Annotated in this window: 16 protein-coding genes; 8 read left to right on the forward strand and 8 right to left on the reverse strand. The window is 57.5% G+C overall.

What is annotated here, in order from left to right; translation table 11 throughout:
- The first annotated feature begins 17 nt into the window (after positions 1-17).
- Both ACVLVH_RS14975 and fumA read left to right on the forward strand, forming a co-directional pair.
- Entirely contained in the window at positions 18-1,532 is a 1,515-nt protein-coding gene (locus tag ACVLVH_RS14975) for an anion permease (protein ID WP_137385596.1), read from the forward strand.
- A gap of 164 nt (positions 1,533-1,696) precedes the next feature.
- Positions 1,697-3,340 (forward strand): class I fumarate hydratase FumA, encoded by a 1,644-nt coding sequence (gene fumA / locus ACVLVH_RS14980; RefSeq protein WP_137385595.1) that lies wholly within the window; start codon positions 1,697-1,699, stop codon positions 3,338-3,340.
- A gap of 101 nt (positions 3,341-3,441) precedes the next feature.
- Here fumA and ACVLVH_RS14985 read toward each other — a convergent pair whose 3' ends face one another.
- Together ACVLVH_RS14985 and exaC are read right to left on the reverse strand one after the other, a co-directional pair.
- Complete coding sequence (locus tag ACVLVH_RS14985; RefSeq protein WP_110865967.1) at positions 3,442-3,654, reverse strand: hypothetical protein; 213 nt, start codon at positions 3,652-3,654, stop codon at positions 3,442-3,444.
- A 173-nt stretch (positions 3,655-3,827) separates the two neighbouring features.
- Entirely contained in the window at positions 3,828-5,348 is a 1,521-nt protein-coding gene (gene exaC / locus ACVLVH_RS14990; protein WP_222233283.1) for an acetaldehyde dehydrogenase ExaC, read from the reverse strand.
- 238 nt (positions 5,349-5,586) lie between these two features.
- Here exaC and ACVLVH_RS14995 point away from each other — a divergent pair, with 238 nt between their 5' ends.
- Positions 5,587-6,150 (forward strand): class I SAM-dependent methyltransferase, encoded by a 564-nt coding sequence (locus ACVLVH_RS14995; protein ID WP_137385593.1) that lies wholly within the window; start codon positions 5,587-5,589, stop codon positions 6,148-6,150.
- Here the strand turns inward: ACVLVH_RS14995 and ACVLVH_RS15000 are convergent.
- A complete protein-coding gene (locus tag ACVLVH_RS15000) occupies positions 6,138-6,863 on the reverse strand; it encodes a glutamine amidotransferase (protein ID WP_280172714.1) in 726 nt (241 codons plus the stop codon). The two genes, ACVLVH_RS14995 and ACVLVH_RS15000, sit on opposite strands and share 13 nt — an antisense overlap.
- Positions 6,864-7,053: 190 nt before the next feature.
- Here ACVLVH_RS15000 and ACVLVH_RS15005 point away from each other — a divergent pair, with 190 nt between their 5' ends.
- On the forward strand, positions 7,054-7,938 hold the full coding sequence (locus tag ACVLVH_RS15005) for a DMT family transporter (RefSeq protein WP_101760776.1): 885 nt from the start codon (positions 7,054-7,056) through the stop codon (positions 7,936-7,938).
- Between the two features lie 46 nt (positions 7,939-7,984).
- Positions 7,985-9,346, forward strand: coding sequence for a CoA transferase (locus ACVLVH_RS15010; RefSeq protein ID WP_277974762.1), 1,362 nt, complete (start codon positions 7,985-7,987; stop codon positions 9,344-9,346).
- Between the two features lie 3 nt (positions 9,347-9,349).
- Here ACVLVH_RS15010 and ACVLVH_RS15015 read toward each other — a convergent pair whose 3' ends face one another.
- From ACVLVH_RS15015 to ghrA, 3 genes are read right to left on the reverse strand one after another with little or no spacing between them, the layout of a single operon-like run.
- Positions 9,350-9,910, reverse strand: coding sequence for a TorD/DmsD family molecular chaperone (locus ACVLVH_RS15015; protein ID WP_277974761.1), 561 nt, complete (start codon positions 9,908-9,910; stop codon positions 9,350-9,352).
- Positions 9,911-9,937: 27 nt separating this feature from the next.
- A complete protein-coding gene (locus ACVLVH_RS15020; protein ID WP_137385589.1) occupies positions 9,938-10,675 on the reverse strand; it encodes a phosphatase in 738 nt (245 codons plus the stop codon).
- A gap of 24 nt (positions 10,676-10,699) precedes the next feature.
- Positions 10,700-11,638 (reverse strand): glyoxylate/hydroxypyruvate reductase GhrA, encoded by a 939-nt coding sequence (gene ghrA / locus ACVLVH_RS15025; RefSeq protein ID WP_498949638.1) that lies wholly within the window; start codon positions 11,636-11,638, stop codon positions 10,700-10,702.
- A 207-nt stretch (positions 11,639-11,845) separates the two neighbouring features.
- Between ghrA and treA the strand changes: the two genes are divergently transcribed.
- Together treA and ACVLVH_RS15035 are read left to right on the forward strand one after the other, a co-directional pair.
- Positions 11,846-13,525 carry an alpha,alpha-trehalase TreA gene (gene treA / locus ACVLVH_RS15030; RefSeq protein ID WP_498949640.1) on the forward strand — a complete coding sequence of 560 codons (1,680 nt, stop codon included), beginning with the start codon at positions 11,846-11,848 and terminating at the stop codon, positions 13,523-13,525.
- Between the two features lie 262 nt (positions 13,526-13,787).
- Positions 13,788-15,887, forward strand: coding sequence for a TonB-dependent siderophore receptor (locus tag ACVLVH_RS15035; RefSeq protein ID WP_309835004.1), 2,100 nt, complete (start codon positions 13,788-13,790; stop codon positions 15,885-15,887).
- A 63-nt stretch (positions 15,888-15,950) separates the two neighbouring features.
- Here ACVLVH_RS15035 and ACVLVH_RS15040 read toward each other — a convergent pair whose 3' ends face one another.
- The gene (locus ACVLVH_RS15040) at positions 15,951-16,199 is read right to left on the reverse strand and encodes a GlsB/YeaQ/YmgE family stress response membrane protein (RefSeq protein ID WP_008102737.1); all 249 of its coding nucleotides are present in this window, start codon (positions 16,197-16,199) and stop codon (positions 15,951-15,953) included.
- A 186-nt stretch (positions 16,200-16,385) separates the two neighbouring features.
- Here ACVLVH_RS15040 and ACVLVH_RS15045 point away from each other — a divergent pair, with 186 nt between their 5' ends.
- Complete coding sequence (locus ACVLVH_RS15045) at positions 16,386-17,120, forward strand: flagellar brake protein (protein ID WP_110865957.1); 735 nt, start codon at positions 16,386-16,388, stop codon at positions 17,118-17,120.
- A 128-nt stretch (positions 17,121-17,248) separates the two neighbouring features.
- On the opposite strand, the gene ACVLVH_RS15050 is transcribed toward ACVLVH_RS15045, so the two are convergent.
- Positions 17,249-18,736 carry an FGGY family carbohydrate kinase gene (locus ACVLVH_RS15050; RefSeq protein ID WP_498949643.1) on the reverse strand — a complete coding sequence of 496 codons (1,488 nt, stop codon included), beginning with the start codon at positions 18,734-18,736 and terminating at the stop codon, positions 17,249-17,251.
- Position 18,737 lies beyond the last annotated feature (1 nt).

Below are 18,737 nucleotides of genomic sequence, written 5' to 3' on the forward strand. Positions count from 1 at the left end.
AACTTGCAGACAAAACTATGAACACACAAACAACCCAGAGTGAATCCCTCACCGCGCCTCCCGCGGCACCAGGGAAAAAAAAGAACCGCCTGATAATGTTGTGCCTGCCAATTATTGTGGCTGTGCTGTTGCTGCTGGTGCCGACTCCTGCGGGATTGGAACCTTACGCCTGGCACTTCTTCGCCATTTTTGTCGGGGTTATTGTGGGACTGATTTTCGAGCCGCTGCCGGGTGCCGTTATCGGGTTAACCGGCGTGGTGGTGATTGCGCTGTTCAGCCAGTGGGTGCTGTTTAGCCCGGCAGAACTGGCGGATCCCAAGTTCAAAACCGCGGCGCAGTCGTTCAAATGGGCGGTGAGTGGCTTCGGCAACTCCACGGTCTGGCTGATCTTCGGTGCCTTCATGTTCGCCGCAGGCTACGATAAAACCCAGTTCGGTCGCCGCCTGGCGCTGATTCTGGTGAAATATCTGGGCCGTCGTAGCCTGACGCTGGGTTACGCCATTACCTTCGCTGACCTGTTGCTGGCGCCGTTTACGCCATCCAACACCGCGCGCAGCGGCGGTACCATCTATCCCATTATTGCAAACCTGCCGCCGCTCTATGGTTCAAAACCGAACGATCCTAGCGCACGTAAGATTGGTTCATACCTGATGTGGGTTGCCATCACCGCCGCCTGTATCACCAGTTCAATGTTCCTTTCTGCGCTGGCACCAAACCTGCTGGCGCTGGCGCTGGTAAAAAGCGTGGTGGGCTTTGATATCTCATGGGGCATGTGGTTCCTCGCCTTCCTGCCGCTGGGCGTGCTGCTGATTCTCACCATGCCGCTGCTGGCTTACTGGCTTTATCCGCCAGAAGTGAAAGTGAACGATGAAGTACCGCGCTGGGCCACCGCTGAGCTGGCTAAACTCGGTAAACTGAAACGTAACGAAATCCTGCTGCTGGGCTTCGTGGTTGCGGCGCTGATGATGTGGATCTTCGCCACCGCCTGGATTGAGCCCGCAATGGCCGCACTGTTAGTCATCGTGCTGATGCTGTGGACCGGCGTACTCAACTGGAATGACATCACCAGCAATAAAGCCGCCTGGAACACCTTCGCCTGGTTCGCCACGCTGGTCGCGCTGGCGGATGGTTTAGCGCGCGTTGGCTTCATCGCGTGGCTGGGTAAAGAAGGCGCAATGCTGTTGCAAGGCTATGACCCGCAGGTTTCTGCCGTCGTCCTTCTGGTCGCCTTCTACCTGCTGCATTACCTGTTCGCCAGTACCACCGCGCACACCACCGCGCTGCTGCCCGCGATGCTGACCATCGCCGCATCCATTCCGGGCATCAACATGCCGGTGTTCTGCCTGATGATGTGTGTTTCTCTGGGTGTGATGGGCATTATCACCCCGTACGGCACCGGCCCAAGTCCGATTTATTACGGTAGCGGCTATCTGCCAACTAAAGATTACTGGCGCCTGGGCACCATCTTCGGCGCGCTGTTCCTGGTTCTTCTGATGGTTGTCGCCTATCCATGGATGGTGATGATGTTCTGATGATGTTGCTTCGATGTTAAAAACGGAGCCGCGCATTACCGTGAAAATGTTATGATACTCGCCAGTCAGCCCCTGCGGAGGGCTGGCGAGAGAAAATCGAATAACAAACTGCCTAATTTGTCGCCCGTCATGCTGGCGGGCCACACGAAGCTAAGTGAGCCAACATGTCGAACAAACCCTTCTATTATCAGGATCCCTTTCCTCTCGCCAAAGATGATACCGAATACTATCTGCTGAGCCGCGATTACGTCTCGGTGGCCAACTTCGATGGCGAAGAAGTCCTGAAAGTCGATCCCAAAGCGCTGACGCTGCTGGCGAAGCAGGCATTCCACGATGCTTCCTTCATGCTGCGCGCCTCGCATCAGGCGCAGGTCGCGTCCATTCTTGCCGACGATGAAGCCAGCAAGAACGACAAATACGTCGCCCTGCAGTTCCTGCGTAACTCTGAAATTGCCGCCAAAGGCGTGCTGCCAACCTGTCAGGATACCGGCACCGCCATCATCATGGGCAAAAAAGGCCAGCGTGTCTGGACCGGTGGCGGCGATGAAGCCGCACTGTCGCAAGGCGTCTACAACACCTTTATTGAAGATAACCTGCGCTATTCACAGAATGCCGCGCTGGATATGTATAAAGAGGTGAATACCGGCACCAACCTGCCGGCGCAGATCGACCTCTACAGCGTTGATGGCGACGAATACAAATTCCTGTGCATCGCTAAAGGTGGCGGTTCCGCCAACAAAACCTATCTGTATCAGGAAACCAAAGCGCTGATTACGCCCGCCAAATTGAAGAACTACCTGATCGATAAAATGATGTCGCTGGGTACCGCGGCCTGTCCGCCGTACCATATCGCGTTTGTGATTGGCGGGACTTCAGCCGAAGCCACGCTGAAAACCGTCAAACTGGCTTCAACCCACTATTACGATTCGCTGCCGACTGAAGGCAACGAGCATGGTCAGGCGTTCCGCGACATTCAGCTGGAAGAAGAACTGCTGAAAGCCTCGCAGGAGCTTGGCCTCGGCGCGCAGTTTGGCGGTAAATATTTTGCGCATGATATCCGCGTGGTGCGTCTGCCGCGTCACGGCGCATCCTGCCCGGTGGGTATGGGCGTGTCATGTTCCGCAGACCGAAATATCAAGGCCAAGATCAACCGTGAAGGCATCTGGATTGAGAAGTTGGAAGACAATCCAGGCCGCTATATTCCGGAAGCGCTGCGTCAGCAGGGTGAAGGCGAAGTGGTGCATGTCGATCTCAACCAGCCGATGAGCGAAATTCTGGCGCTGCTGTCGGCTTATCCGGTCTCAACCCGCTTGTCGCTTAACGGCACCATTATCGTGGCGCGCGACATTGCGCACGCCAAGCTGAAAGAGCGCATCGATAACGGCGAAGGCCTGCCGCAGTACATCAAGGACCATCCGGTCTATTACGCGGGTCCAGCGAAGACGCCAGAAGGTTATGCCTCCGGTTCACTCGGCCCAACCACTGCAGGTCGTATGGATTCCTACGTTGATCTGCTGCAGGCCAATGGCGGCAGCATGGTGATGCTGGCGAAGGGCAACCGTAGCAAACAGGTTACCGATGCGTGTCAAAAACACGGCGGCTTCTACCTGGGCAGCATCGGCGGCCCGGCTGCGGTGCTGGCACAGCAGAGCATTAAGAGTCTGGAATGCGTGGAGTATGCCGAACTCGGCATGGAAGCGATCTGGAAGATTGAAGTGGAAAACTTCCCGGCATTCATTTTGGTGGATGACAAAGGAAACGACTTCTTCCAGCAGATTCACAATAACTGTGCCGCCTGCGTGAAGTAATCTGCGCATCGCACCACAAAAAAGCCGTTATCTTGTGATAGCGGCTTTTTTATTGCGATATTTCTGACGAATTGATCATCGAATGAGGCAAAACAGAAAGGTTAAAAACGGAATTGGCTCTCCAGTTGACGCAATGTTTCCATGCGCTGTGCCGTGGCGATTTCGCGCGCTTTTACTTCCAGCAGCAGGTCAGCATCGTTCTGGCCAATCACATACACCGCCTGACGCCCAGGCAGGTTAACGGTAATAATATTTTGCTCCACACCGTCCAGCATCTCATCATGCTGTTCCAGGTAGTTATACAACGTGTTCATGAAATCTCCTTGAAAATAGGTGGGCTATTCTGCCCAATCGCCTCCTTTAAACACACAAGACCTGGCTTAAAGATGCCACCTTGATCAGAAAATTCTGGCGAAGTGAATATCCTGCAGCGGCAAGATGACGAAGAGATGAAAAGGCAGCGAGATTGCCCCGCCGCCATATTCAATCAGAAGAAACCCAGCGGTTGCGTGCTGTAGCTCACCAGCAGGTTTTTCGTTTGCTGATAATGATCGAGCATCATTTTGTGGGTTTCGCGACCAATACCCGATTTCTTATAGCCGCCAAACGCCGCGTGCGCCGGATAGAGGTGATAACAGTTAGTCCACACGCGACCGGCTTTGATGGCCCGGCCCATGCGATAGGCGCGATTGATGTCGCGCGTCCAGACGCCCGCGCCAAGTCCGTAAATCGAATCATTGGCGATTGCCAGCGCTTCCGCTTCATCTTTAAAGGTCAGCACACCAACCACCGGGCCAAATATCTCCTCCTGGAACACGCGCATGCTGTTATCGCCTTTCAACAGCGTCGGCTGAATGTAGTAGCCGCTGGCAAACTCTTCGCCCACTTTCTCTACGCCGCCGCCGTGCAGCACCTGCGCGCCCTCTTGCTGCGCAATTTCCAGATAAGAGAGGATTTTGTCGAACTGCTGCTGCGACGCCTGCGCGCCAATCATGGTTTCGGTATCCAGCGGATCGCCTCGTTTAATGGTTTTGATGCGCTTCATCACCGCCGCCATAAACGGCTCAAAAATCGATTCCTGCACCAGCGCGCGCGACGGACAGGTACAAACTTCACCCTGATTAAGGAAGCCCAGCACCACGCCTTCTGCCGCTTTCTCAATGAAACTCTCTTCGGCATCCATGATGTCTTCAAAGAAGATGTTCGGTGACTTGCCGCCCAATTCAACGGTGGACGGGATCAGGCTTTTCGCCGCCAACTCCAGAATATGGCCGCCGGTGGCAGTGGATCCGGTGAAGGCGATTTTGGCGATGCCCGGATGGGATGCCAGCGCTTCGCCTGCCTCTTTGCCGTAACCATGTACCACGTTGATCACACCCGGCGGCAGCAGATCTTTGATCACGTCCATAAACAGCGTAATCGAAAGCGGCGTTTGCTCGGCCGGTTTCAACACCACGCAGTTACCTGCGCCAAGCGCCGGCGCCAGTTTCCATGCCGCCATCAGCAGCGGGAAGTTCCACGGAATGATTTGCCCGACCACGCCCAGCGGTTCGTGGAAGTGATAGGCGGCGGTGAACTCATCGATTTCAGCGGCGGTGCCTTCCTGCGCACGCACGCAGCCAGCGAAATAGCGGAAGTGATCGACCGCCAGCGGCAGATCCGCCGCCAGCGTTTCGCGCACCGGCTTACCGTTATCCCAGGTTTCGTTGACCGCGATATATTCCAGATTCTCTTCCAGCCGATCGGCAATTTTCAGCAGCATCAGCGAGCGTGCCTGCGGCGAGGTTTTGCCCCACGCATCGGCAGCGGCCTGGGCGGCAGCCACGGCGTTATCGATATCGGCGCGGTCCGAACGGGGAAATTCGCCAATGGTAGAAGCATTGATCGGTGAAGTGTTGACGAAGTAATTACCGTTCACCGGCGCAACAAATTCGCCGTTGATAAAGTTGCCATAACGCGATTGCAGAGTAATGAGAGAACCTTGTTCTCCCGGAGCAGCGTAACGCATGGTGTTTCTCCTTGCGGGACAGAGTGGCGATTAACAACTATGAAACCTGTTATTAACATTGGGCGATCCACGCCAGCCTGTCAGATCGTAAAAGGGGAAACTGTGACCGCACCGAGGGAAATGTGGCGTGCGCAGGCCGCTACAGATAATTCCGAGTTTTCCCGCTTATGCCGCAAAAAGCGGAACATGGGCGAAATATGTGGTCAATATGAAGCAGGATACTAACCAGGAGAAACAGATGTTGGCTTCAGCCCTGACGTTAATGCGCGCCAAAGCGAACTTTGTTCAGCAATTTATCCGCAACCCGCGCAAAATGGGCAGCATCACGCCCTCTTCCGCCGCGCTGTGCCGCACCATGTGCGATGCGGTGAACTGGGATAACAGCCTGCGTATCGCCGAACTGGGCGCCGGTGATGGCGTGCTCACACGCCACGTGCTGGCGCGCATGTCACCGCAAGCACAGCTTGATGTGTTCGAAATCTGCCCGGAACTGGTGAAAAGCCTGCGTGGATTGCCTGATGCGCGCATGCAGGTACGCGCCTGTTCGGCGGAATATCTCGCCGGGGAATATGATGTGATTTTTTCTGGCCTGCCGCTGCTGTCATTACCGCCCGCCACGCGCGATAACATCCTCAGTGCGGTGCATGATGCGCTGGGTCCACGCGGCGTATTCGTGCAGTTTCAATACACCTCGTTCACCCAGCCAAATTTGTCACGCTACTTCACCTGGGAACGCCAGCGGGTGCTGAAAAATATGCCACCTGCGTGGGTTTATCGCTGCACGCGCAACTACGCGCCCTGAGCCTGCGCGCGCGGCTGCGGCCGCGTTTGTAGCCAGAAGCTGCGCAACAGTTCGCGCGACCAATCTTCGCCTGAAAGAACCGTGCCATCGTCACTGACGCCCGCCGGTAAACAGGCGGTCATAATCTCGCGGGTAAATTCCGGATGAAACTGCACCGACAGCGCCTGCGGTGAATAACGCAAAATCTGACAACTATCCTGCGCCGAGCTCGCCAGCACCTGCGCATGCTGAGGCGGCGTTAACACCGATTGCCGATGTGACAACCACGCCTGAAACTCGCCCGGTAGATCGGCCAGCCAGGGGTCGTTGTGCGCCTGCGCATTGCGCGTCAGCGGTTTCAGTCCACGCTCCCAGCCCTGCGGGTTATCGCCCACTTTGCCACCCAGCGCATACGCCATCAGTTGATGCCCGTAACAGACGCCCAGCAGCGGCAGCTCCGCCTCCAGCGCGCCACGAATCCAGGCGGCGGTGCGTTCGCTCCAGTCAGCGTGATCGGTGACCATCGCCCAGGAACCGCTGAGGATCGCGCCACTGACGCGGTCAAAGGCCGGTAAATCATCGCCCAGATGCGGACGCACAATCACATAGTCATCGGGCTGCAGTTGCAGCGCGTCGATAAACCAGCGGGGTTGTTCACCAATTTGCGCCACAACCTGCGGCGGCGGGATTTCAAGTTGAATCAGAGCAAGAGGTAAAGCGCGGGTGTGTGTCATGCCGAATACGGTCCTCGTTATGGTCGCCTTTCGGACATCCACTTTGACAGTAAATCAGCGACATGTCTTATTTTTTTCCTGCATAAGCTAATGCTTATGCGAAAAAAATGTTGCCCGACATGCCCGAAGTCCGCGCCTTCATGCCATCATTAGCCGGTGATCATCTTTGTACAGCGTGAAGGAAGACCTCGTGGCAGTGCGGCATTTTTTAATGGTTCTGATGGTGGTTTCCATTTGGGCTTTCAACAACGTGGCGGTGAAGTGGGGATTACTGGAACTTCCGCCGCTGTTTCTCACCTGGATGCGCTTTGTGGTGGTAGCGATTGTGCTGGTGCCATTCTGCCGCATTACGCGCGCGCAACTGCCGTGGCTGCTGACGCTGGCGTTCACCTTCGGTTTTATGCACTTCTCGCTGCTGTTTGTCGGCATGCGCTACACCGATGCCGGCACCGGCGCCATCGTGGTTCAGCTCGGTACGCCGATTGCCATGCTGCTGGCGATGGTGATTCTCAAAGAGAAATTGCGGCTGGTGCAGCTGTTTGGTATCGCCATTTCGCTGAGCGGCGTGGCGGTGCTGTCGGGCAGTCCGACCATTCCGGCCTGGTGGGTGCTCTGTATTCTGTTGTGCAGCGCGTTTGGCTGGGCAATCAGCAATATGATTGTGAAAAAATCGCCGCCGATACAACCGCTGACGCTCACCGGCTGGATCTCCTTCCTTGCGGTGCCGATTGTCGGTGCCGCTTCGTGGCTGACCGAATCCCATCAGTTTTACGCGCTGAGCCACGCCGGCTGGCGCGGCTGGTTTGGCATTCTTTATAGCGCGCTCGCCTCGTCGATTGTTGCCTATACGCTGTGGTACGCGCTGCTGAAGAAATACAACGTCAACCTGATCATGCCCTATTCGCTGCTGACGCCGGTGCTGGCGGTATTGATGGGCGTTTTCGTCTTGGGTGACAGCATGAACAGCTTCAAGATCCTCGGTGCGTCACTGGTGGTGCTGGGCACCGCGATTGCGGTGATCAACCTGCGTAACCTGCGGATGCACGCGCGTTTCCCGCGCTTACGCCGCCGTTAATCCGCTCTGCTATGCTTGAGTCTCGCGCGTTTTCCGGAGACTCAACATGGATTCTCAACGTGCTGCCGCACTGTGGCAGCAAATGTGGCAGGGATTGCGAGGCGCAGACCCGCTTCCCTCGCCGACTTTTCTCCAGCCCGACACTTTTTCCTCTGCCTTTGCCGTCAGCGAATTGGCGGCCACCAGCATCGGCCTCGCCAGCCAGGCGCTAAGCGATCTGCTCGGCCAATCCGCGCCGGTCAGCGTTAATGTCCGTCTCGCCTCGCGCTGGTTTCAGCACAGCCTGATCCCGCTCAATCGACCGCCTGCTGCGCTGTGGGATGAATTCGCCGGTGATTACGCCAGCGCCGACGGCTGGATCCGCCTGCACACCAACGCGGCTCATCATCGTGCGGCGATGGAGCGCGTGCTCGGCCAGCATGCCGATCGTGCCGCGCTGGCCGATGCGGTGGCCCGCTGGCCCGCCGCCACGCTGGAACAGGCGGTGATTGATGCCGGCGGCTGCGCCGCGCAGATGCGCAGCGAAGCGCAATGGCTGCAGCATCCGCAAGGCAGCGCCGTGCAGCAGGAAGCGCTGATTGCCCAACAGGCCACCGACGCCGCCCCGCCGCCCGCCTGGTTACTGTCGCCCGCGCGGCCGCTGCTCGGCGTGCGCGTACTGGATCTCACGCGCATCATTGCCGGACCGGTGGCGACACGTTTTCTCGCCAGCCTCGGCGCGCAGGTGCTGCGCATCGATCCGCCCGACTGGCACGAACCCACGCTGGAAGAGGAGATCACCTGCGGCAAACGCTGTGCGCGCCTTGATATCAAATCCCGCGCCGGGCGCGAGCAGCTGCGCCAGCTGTTGCAGCACAGCGATGTGCTGGTACACGGTTATCGTGCTGATGCGCTGGAAAAACTCGGGCTGGATGCCGATACGCGCCGCCAACTCGCGCCGGGCCTGGTGGATGTCAGCCTCAATGCGTGGGGCTGGAGCGGGCCGTGGCGCAACCGGCGCGGCTTCGACAGTCTGGTACAGATGGGCTGCGGCATCGCCGAACAAGGCATGCGCTGGAGCGGCAATAATCAACCAACGCCGCTGCCGGTGCAGGCGCTCGACCACGCAACCGGTTATCTGATGGCCGCCGCGGTGCTGGAAGGTTTGCGTCAGCGCTTGACCAACGGCATTGGCTGGCAGGCGCGCTTATCGCTGGCACGCACCGCGCGGCTGTTGCAGCAGTTCGGTGCCGCGCCGCAGAATGCGCAAAACGGTATACACGCGCAGCACGATGACGCGCTAAGCATAGTAGAAATCAATCAGTGGGGAATTGCTGCGAGATTGCGTGCCGCAGCGTATTTGCCCGGCACGCCAATGATCTGCGCAACGCCAGGCGTGAAGCTCGGCAGCAGCGCAGCAAGCTGGTAACGATTACGCCTCGTCGCCCTGCTCTTCGTTCAGTTCGTCGTACATCGCCTGCATCGCCTCACGGCTCAGCACCGCCAGCGTGCGGTAAAATGCCGTGGTGGCATGCGCTTCCACTTTGCCGAGGAACGCGCCGCACCACGGCAGCAGATACTCATCAAACAGCGCCAGCTGCGCGGCAGATTCATCCTCTGCCGACTGATCTTCCAGCCAGGATGCCGCCAGCAGCAGCACGCCAAAGTGATCGGCAGGCGCTTCGCTCAGCGGCATGCCGCGCGCGCTGAGAAACTCACGCACGTCTGCTTCAGCAACACCGTTTGGCCACTGTGATGCGTACGGCGGCACGCTGCACTCGCTGCCGACAAACAGCGCATTGTAGTCAGCGGCCAGCGCCTGCGGATCGCTATTCTGCTGCAGGCGCGTCAACAGTTCGTCCTGCTCCAACGGCCACTGCTGTTGCAGTTTGCCTTCACGCAGCAGAGTGAACAGCGGCACCAGCAGCGGATCCTGCGGCTGGCGATTAAACAGCGAGCCGATGACGCGGCAGAGTATGGAAAACTCATTCATGCAACAGAATTCCTTGAGGTAAAAAAGTTAAAAATCAGCAAATTCGGGAATCGTTTTGCCGGTGCGCAACGCGAGGAAGTCGAGCAGGCGACGCGGCGTGACATTTAACACGCGATCTTCGGGAAAATCCACTTCGCTGGTGATGCGCAGGCAGTGTTCGAAATTGCCCAGCGTAAACGCGGTATGCGAATCGGAGCCAAACGCCAGACGTCCACCGGCATCGCGCACCGCTTCGGCAATGGCGCGACAGTTCGGTTCGCTACCCGGACGCGAATGGGTAAAGGAGGAGTTGTTGATCTCCAGCGCCACATCGTAATGCGCGGCGGCTTCGGCAATTGCGCGAATATCCACCGGGAACTTCGGGTTGCCCGGATGCGAAATGATATGCACCAAACCGCCCGCCATCGCCGCAATCATCGCTTCAGTGTGATGTGCTTTGTCACGCGGCGCATAAACCGGTTCGTGGAAGCCCGCGACAATCAGATCCAGCGCATCCAGCATCGGGCCGCTGCAATCGATCTCACCCTGCTGATTTTTGATGTTGGCTTCGATACCGCGCAGCACGCCAACGCCATCAATCACGCGCGGCCAAATGCGCATGTTGACGAAATGCCAATAGTGCGGCGCATCGGCCATATCCGGGCCGTGATCGGTAATCGCGAACAGCTTCAGGCCGTTCTGTTTCGCCTGCGCCACATAATCATGCAGCGTGCTGTAAGCGTGCGTGCTGGCAACGGTGTGCATATGTAAATCAACGGGATACATCTTCATCTCCTGACCCAATGGGAATTAATAACCGCGCTGGCGATCGACTAAACCACCCGGCTGTTGACCTTGCTCCAGAGCAAGTATGGCATCCGCAATGTAATCCATCGCCTCGCCTGGCAAGGTAATCGCCGCAGTATGTGGCGTGATTGTGACATGCGGATGAGACCACAACGGATGATCCTGCGGCAGCGGCTCGCGCTGGAACACATCCAGCGCGGCGGCGGCCAGCTGACCGCTGTTGAGCGCCGCCAGCAGATCGGCTTCTACCACATGCGCACCGCGCGCAAGGTTGATGAAGCAGGCGCCGTGCGGCAATGCGTTAAGCAGCTGGCTATCAATCAGGTTGGTGGTTTCCGACGTGGTCGGCAGCAGATCGATCAGCACCTGCGTGCCCGCCAGGAAAGCATTGAGCTGTTCGCGGCCATGAAAGCTTTGCACACCGTCGATCTGCTTCGGCGAACGGCTCCAGCTGCGTAACGGAAAGCCCCACTGACGCAAACTCTCCAGCACGCTACGGCCTAATACGCCCGCGCCGAGCACGCCAATGGTGAAGTTTTCGCGATCGAAACCGTCCAGCTCCTGCCAGCAAGCCTGCTGCTGCAGTTGACGATAGTCGGCAAAACGGCGGAACCAGCCCAGCACACACCAGTTGGCGTACTCCTGCATCTGGCGCGCCATGCCGGTATCTTCCAGGCGGAATAACGGCACAGTGTCGGCCAGCATCTGTGGATTGTCACGCAGCTGTTTGAGGATCTCGTCGACGCCCGCGCCCATGGCAAACACACCTTTCAGCTGACGCCCCGCCAGCATCTCGACCGGCGGAGAACGCACTACCGCATAATCGGCCGGCGCGTTGTCGCCCGGCTGCCAGTCACGCACGCGCGCCTCCGGCAAACGCTGACGCAAACCCTCCAGCCAACCTTGCGGCGCCAGCGACGGGTGATACCAGATTATCTCCATACGACTCTCCTTTTTTTGCTTCAGCCTCAGGCAAATAGCCGTACAGGGCAAGCAAAAACCTTAGCCTTGAGGCAATTTCTCACGTGATTAATTCCGGGCGCTTCACATTTCCACCGCTGTGCGAGGCTAAGCGGCGCGATTACGACTAAAGTTGTTCGGGTGGTCAATGCGTTAGCACACCACCTTTTCGGACAAGGAGAAAAACCGATGATAAAAAATGCCGTATTCACGCCCGCGCGTCTGACCTTTTTACTTAGCGCCGCGTTGCTGGCCGGTGCCAGCGCCGCACACGCCGACGATCAAAGCCGCATGCTCAGCAACCAACCGCAGCCACCGGATGTGCGCCTGGGACCGTTGTTCAATGCGGTACAACAGGCTAAATTTTATCCGGATCAGAAAACCTTCGCCGATGCGGTGCCGAAATCCAATCCCTCGTCGATTCTGGCCGACTGGCAGATGCAAAAAAACCAGCGCAACTTCGATCTCAAGCATTTTGTCGACAGCAACTTCACGCTGCCAAAAGAGGGTGACAAATATGTGCCGCCCGCCGGGCAAAGCCTGCGTGAGCACATCAACGGTTTATGGCCGGTGCTGACGCGTACCGCGCAAAGTGCCAGTCAGTACGATTCGCTGCTGCCGCTGCCCAAACCTTATGTGGTGCCTGGCGGACGCTTCCGCGAAGTGTATTACTGGGACAGCTACTTCACCATGCTTGGCCTGGCGGAGAGCGGTCACTGGGATCGCGTGCAGGATATGGTGGATAACTTCGCCACCGAGCTGGACAAATATGGCCATATTCCCAACGGCAACCGCAGCTACTATCTCAGCCGCTCGCAGCCGCCGTTCTTCAGCTTGATGGTTGACCTGCTGGCAACGCACAAAGGCGACGACGTCTATCGCCAATACCTGCCGCAGCTGCAGAAAGAGTACGATTACTGGATGGCGGACAGCGACAAAGTGGCGGCCGGCCAGGCCAGCAAACGCGTGATCAAACTCAGCGACGGCACGCTGCTTAACCGTTACTGGGACGATCGCGATGCGCCGCGTACCGAATCCTGGCTGGATGACGTCAACACCGCGAATAAAGCGCCGGAACGCAATAAACAGCAGGTTTATCGCGATCTGCGTGCGGGCGCGGCTTCGGGCTGGGATTTCAGTTCGCGCTGGTTCACCGATGCGCACAATCTGGCGTCCATCCGTACCACGCAGCTGGCACCGGTTGATCTTAACAGCCTGATTTTCCACCTCGAACAAACATTGTCTAAAGCCGCCAAACTGGATAAGCAGGATGACAAAGCTAAACAGTTCGCGGCGGATGCTGAGAAACGTCAGGCGGCGATCAATCGCTACCTTTGGGATGACAAAAAAGGCTGGTACGCCGATTACGATTTCCAGAAGAAGCAGGTGCATTCACAGCTGACCGCTGCAACGCTATTCCCGCTCTATATGCAGCTCGCGAGCGATAAGCAAGCTGAACGCACCGCTTCCGCAGTTGAAAAACAGCTGCTGAAACCCGGCGGACTGGTGACCACCACGGTGAATAACGGCCAGCAATGGGATGCACCAAACGGTTGGGCGCCGCTGCAATGGGTGGCGGTAGAAGGTCTGGAGCATTACAAGCAGCCGAAGTTGGCGCAACAGATTGGTCAGCGCTTCCTGCAGAACGTGCAGGCGACCTACGACAAGGAACATAAGCTGGTCGAGAAATACGTGGTTGAAGGCGCGCAGCTGGGCGGCGGTGGCGGCGGTGAATATCCGCTGCAGGACGGCTTCGGCTGGACCAATGGCGTGACGCTGAAGCTGCTGGATAAGTACTGCCCGAAAGACAAAACCTGTAATAACGCTGGCGATATCCCGAATATGCCGGTTTTAAGTCGCGCGAAGTAATTACCGCTATTCTGCCGGGCGAAGTAGCCCGGCAACTGCACATTCCCGTAGCGGCGCGATTTACTGCGCGATCCGAACCTGGGTAAGGTTTCGCCAGTGCAATGCGCGATAAATCGCGCCGCTACGGCTCGTGCCTGTCATCTGTGCATTTTCCTCACATCCCTCTAGCAACAAACTCACATCTTGAAACATTCGCGACAAAAGATAATAATTCTCAATCTGATATCGATAGCTATTCCCATTAAAATAACAGGAACCTCTCATGACCTCGTTGTTTACCCTTAAACGTGGCCGCGTACTGTGCGCGCTTGCGCTGGCTTTACCCGCGGCAAGCTTCGCTGAAGAGTCGATTGTCGTGACAGCGCAACCGCAAGAGAGCGCCACCTCGCCGACGCAGGGCTATCTCGCCACGCGCAGCAGCGGTGCCAGCAAAAGCGATCAGCCGCTGATCACTACGCCGCAGTCAATTTCGGTAGTGACGCGTCAGCAGATGGAAGATCAGGGCGCGCAGGATCTCAATCAGGCGCTGGGTTACACGCCGGGCGTCTTCACCAACTTTGGCGGCGCGGCCACGCGTTATGACACCATCGCGCTGCGTGGTTTCCACGGCGGCGATGTCGATAACACCTTCCTCGATGGCCTGCGCGTGATGAGTGACGGCGGCAGCTTCAACATCCTGCAGGTGGATAACTGGTTCCTCGACCGCATCGATGTGATTAAAGGTCCCTCCTCCGCGCTCTACGGCCAAACGGTGCCGGGCGGATTGGTGAATATGGTGAGCAAGCGCCCGCAGTTTGCTGAAGAGGGCCACTTCCGCCTGGCGACCGGCACCAACGCCACCAATAACGCCGCCTTTGATTACACCAACGCCATCAACGATCAGTGGGCATTTCGCGTAACCGGCATTACGCGCAACAGCGATACCCAATACGATCACACCCGTGAAGAGAAATATGCGATTTCGCCACAGCTGATGTGGCAGCCAAGTGAAGATACCAACTTAGTGCTGCGCGCCTACCTGCAGAAAGATCCGTCCGGCGGCTATCACGGCTCGGTACCGGCGGAAGGCACGCTCTATAGCCATAATGGCCGCAAATTGAGCGACAGTTTCTATGAAGGTGACACTGCGCTCGATCAGTTCAAACGTCGCGAGCAGATTTACAGCTATGACTTCTCGCATCGCTTCAACGATGTGTGGTCGGTGTACTCCACCGGCAGCTACAGCCACTCCAATACCGAGCTCGATCAGGTTTATCAGATTGGCTGGAACGCAACGAATCCAGACCTGCTGAACCGCTACTACTCCGGTGAGCGTTCATCGCTGAGCGCGTGGGCCAACGACAACCGCTTGCAGGCCGATTTCGCTACCGGCGCGGTTCAGCATCGCGTGACGCTGGGCGCGGAATACCATCGCTATAAAAACGACATCACCAAAGCCAGCGGTGCCGCCAGCGCGCTGAATGCGTGGAACGGCGAAGAAGTGGGCATCATGCCAGACTTCGACTGGACATCGCAGACGCGCCGCTACTATCAAACCGGTTTGTATCTGCAGGATGAGTTGCAGCTCGATCGCTGGCATCTGGATTTGTCAGGACGCTACGATCGCATCGTGTCGGAAAACGGCACCAGCCGTCGTCAGGACGATCACATCAGCGGCCGCGCTGCACTGTTATATGCCTTCGAGAACGGCATCTCGCCTTATGTCAGCTGGAGCCAGGCAATAACGCCGGCTTCGTTAACCGATCCTTTCGGCAATCAGCTAAAACCGACTACGTCAGAGCAGTATGAAGCGGGCGTGAAATATCAGCCGCTGGGCACGCGCGATATGTACTCAATCGCGGTGTACGATTTGACCCAGGACGATGTCGCCAACCGTAACGTGCTGGACGGCACTTACACGCCGTCGGGCAAAGTGCATTCGCAGGGCATTGAACTTGAGGCGCGTAATCAGCTGACGTCGCGTTTTAGCACCATCGCCGGCTACACACTAAATCATCTGCGCTTTAAAGATTCGGTGGACGGTAACGATGGCCATACGCCGTATGTGACGCCGAACAGCATGGCATCGTTGTGGGGACATTATCAGTTTGACTACGGCTTGAGCGCCGGTGCGGGTGTGCGCTATATCGGTAAACAGTGGGCGGATAACGAGAACACCACGCGTCTGCCATCGGTAACGCTGTTTGATGCGTCGGTTCGCGCCGATCTTGGCGCATGGAACTCAAAGCTGAAAGGCGCCTGGCTGCAGGTGAATGCCAACAACCTGACCGATAAGACGTATCTGGCCGCCTGTTACGGCACCGGTTACTGCTATCGCGGTGCCGAGCGCACGGTCATGGCCACGGTGGGCTACGACTTTTAATCAGGCATAAAAAAAATCCGCCACCCTTTGCGGGATGGCGGATTTCATCAAATCCTCGCGCGATTAACTTCGCACTTTACGGTAGATCCACAGCACCACAATGGCACCAATCACTGCCACCACGAAGCTGCCAAAGTTGAAACCGTCAACTTTACCGAAACCAAACAGGGTACTGATCCAGCCACCAACAACCGCACCCACCACACCCAGAACCACGGTGATGATAAAGCCGCCGCCATCTTTACCCGGCATAATCCACTTAGCGATAATCCCGGCAATCAGACCAAAAATAATCCATGAAAGAATACCCATGTACTGCTCCTTACGTTATTAATCAATGTGTTCACCGCCTCTAGTATAGACGGGATTTTATGATCTGCATCCCAACTTGCCGCAGTAAATAGCCGTTAGCTGACTAAAGGTTAGCGCATCGACGCCGATAACTGACGAACAGCATTGTCAGTCGTGAAAATAACAATCGGATAAGTGGAGCAGGACGTGGGAGAAGCCGATAAAGAACAATACCTCAAGCGAGGCACGTTAGCGGTTTTGGGCGTGATGAAGGACCTGTTGCGTTTTCAAACCCTGTTGATGGTGAATTTTTCGCGCGGTCAGTTTATCAGTCGCTTGCTGTCAGCCGATGAAGATCAGGTGATCTTTGACCTCGGCAGCAACGCGCTGGATAACGATTTAGCGCTGCAAGGTGGCGAAGTGAATATTGCCGCCGAAACGCACGGTGCCAAAGTCGAATTTGGCTTAACCGGTTTACAGCGGGTTGAATTCGAAGGCTTACCCGCTTTTGCTGCGTCGCTGCCGGAACTGGTGTGGCAGATTCAACGTCGTGAATTCTTTCGCGTCAATGCGCCACTGGAACCGGTTTTTTATTGCCACAGCCAGTGGCCTGATGGGCGTACCGCGCGTTTCCGCCTGCAGGATCTGTCACTGGGCGGCGTCGGCGTGCTGCTGGACGAAGCGCTACCGGAAGGCCTCAATCGCGGCGATACCTTTAAAAACCTGCGCGTGGATTTAGCTGAGTATGGTCACTTTGAGGTGACAGCACAGCTGCTGCACATTGGTGAACGCACCGTAGTGACCAGCAAGAATGAAACCCGCGCCACACCGCGCCTCAGCTTCCGCTTTACCGCCATCGAACCGATTCAGGAACGCCAGCTACAGCAGGTGATTTTTGCGCTGGAACGTCTGGCGCGTGATAAAGCCAACCGTTTCCAGTAGCGCTGGACGTTTATCACCGTACAACATCGTAGCGGCACAATTTATTGCGCTATGTGGCATGAGATACACGTCTACAAAGCGCGATAAATCGCGCCGCTACGAAGCGTGCGCGATTTAAATAACGGTAATCAATGCGGCTGATAACGGCAACGCGCCACCGCATCCAGCCAGCCGTGATAATTCTCCTGCATGTTTTTCGCCTGATCCTCTCGCGGCGTGATCACGCTACCGCCCTGTAACGCCTGCATCTCACTGCCCTGCTGCCACCAGCCTAAGGTGCGACCCGCTAATAGCGCGGCGCCCAGCGCAGAAACTTCTGCCGTCGGCACGCGTTTCAGTGGCCGCTGCAATACATCGGCCTGCATCTGCATCAACCAGCTATTTTCCGTGGCGCTGCCATCCACGCACAGCGCAGGAAGTTGCACGCCGCTGGCCTGCTCCATGGCAAAAAACACATCGGCGATCTGGAAGGTGATCGACTCCAGCGCCACGCGCGCCAGCACCTCCGGCGTCGCCGCATCGGTCAACCCACATACCATGCCGCGCGCTTTCAAATCCCACCAGGGCGCGCCAAGACCGGAAAGCGCCGGCACAAAATAGATGCCCTGATTGTGTTCGCTGCGCTGCGCCAGCGCAGTGAGTTCTCGCGGATCATGAATGCCAAGCATGCGGCCCAGCCACGCCGCGCCGGAACCGGTGTGGGTAATGTTGCCTTCAAAGGCATAGCGCAGCGTGCCGTCGTGCCACGCCACCGTGGTGCTGAGGCCATTTTCCGTCAGCAACGGCGTCGCCATCGACATCATCAGTGATGAACCGGTGCCGTAAGTGGCTTTCACCACCTCTTCGCTGCCGTTGCGCTGCGCTTGCAGCGCAGCGTGCGAATCGCCGATGCGTGACAAAATCGGCGTGCCGGGCGCTAAACCGGGAATATCGTTGCGTGTCACCACGCCTTGCGCGCTGGCCGAGGGCACAATCTGCGGCAGCGCCGCGCGGGGAATATGGAACAGCGCCAGCAATTCATCATCCCAGTCGCCGCTGTGCAGGTTGTAGAGTTGGGTGCGTGCCGCATTGGCATGATCGGTGACGAAGCTTTCGCCGCCGCTCAGCTGCCAGCTCAGCCAGCTATCCACGGTGCCGATACAGAGTTCACCGGCCTGCGCGCGCGCAAATCCATTCGGCAACGCAGCCAGCATGCCGGTAAGTTTACCGGCCGGGAACATCGGATCCACCGCCAACCCGGTGAGTCCGGTGATGCGCGGTGCTTTACCCGCCACGCGCAGATCGCGGCAAAACGCCTCCGAGCGGCGATCCTGCCAGCTGACCAACGGCGTCAACGGCTGACCGTTATGTCGCTGCCAGATCAGCACCGATTCGCGCTGGTTGCTGATCGCCACCGCCGCAACCTGCGCCCCCGCACACTGCGCCAGACAAGCGCTCACTGCCTGTTTCACCGCCTGCCATATCGCCAGCGGATCCTGCTCCGCCAGACCCGGCTGCGGATGTTCCAGCGTCAGCGACTGACTGCCGCGTGCCACCACATTGCCGGCACGATCGACCGCAATCGCTTTCGCGTTGGTGGTGCCTTCATCAATTGCCAGTATCAACGAACCTGCCATC

This window comes from Kluyvera sp. 1366, from assembly GCF_054823405.1.

Bases quoted from the DNA above. Each gene is read 5' to 3' on its own strand.
- ACVLVH_RS14975 (WP_137385596.1), top strand. From the start codon at position 18: ATGAACACACAAACAACCCAGAGTGAATCCCTCACCGCGCCTCCCGCG.
- fumA (WP_137385595.1), top strand. From the start codon at position 1,697: ATGTCGAACAAACCCTTCTATTATCAGGATCCCTTTCCTCTCGCCAAA.
- ACVLVH_RS14985 (WP_110865967.1), bottom strand. From the start codon at position 3,654: ATGAACACGTTGTATAACTACCTGGAACAGCATGATGAGATGCTGGAC.
- exaC (WP_222233283.1), bottom strand. From the start codon at position 5,348: ATGCGTTACGCTGCTCCGGGAGAACAAGGTTCTCTCATTACTCTGCAA.
- ACVLVH_RS14995 (WP_137385593.1), top strand. From the start codon at position 5,587: ATGTTGGCTTCAGCCCTGACGTTAATGCGCGCCAAAGCGAACTTTGTT.
- ACVLVH_RS15000 (WP_280172714.1), bottom strand. From the start codon at position 6,863: ATGACACACACCCGCGCTTTACCTCTTGCTCTGATTCAACTTGAAATC.
- ACVLVH_RS15010 (WP_277974762.1), top strand. From the start codon at position 7,985: ATGGATTCTCAACGTGCTGCCGCACTGTGGCAGCAAATGTGGCAGGGA.
- ACVLVH_RS15015 (WP_277974761.1), bottom strand. From the start codon at position 9,910: ATGAATGAGTTTTCCATACTCTGCCGCGTCATCGGCTCGCTGTTTAAT.
- ACVLVH_RS15020 (WP_137385589.1), bottom strand. From the start codon at position 10,675: ATGTATCCCGTTGATTTACATATGCACACCGTTGCCAGCACGCACGCT.
- ghrA (WP_498949638.1), bottom strand. From the start codon at position 11,638: ATGGAGATAATCTGGTATCACCCGTCGCTGGCGCCGCAAGGTTGGCTG.
- treA (WP_498949640.1), top strand. From the start codon at position 11,846: ATGATAAAAAATGCCGTATTCACGCCCGCGCGTCTGACCTTTTTACTT.
- ACVLVH_RS15035 (WP_309835004.1), top strand. From the start codon at position 13,788: ATGACCTCGTTGTTTACCCTTAAACGTGGCCGCGTACTGTGCGCGCTT.
- ACVLVH_RS15040 (WP_008102737.1), bottom strand. From the start codon at position 16,199: ATGGGTATTCTTTCATGGATTATTTTTGGTCTGATTGCCGGGATTATC.
- ACVLVH_RS15050 (WP_498949643.1), bottom strand. From the start codon at position 18,736: ATGGCAGGTTCGTTGATACTGGCAATTGATGAAGGCACCACCAACGCG.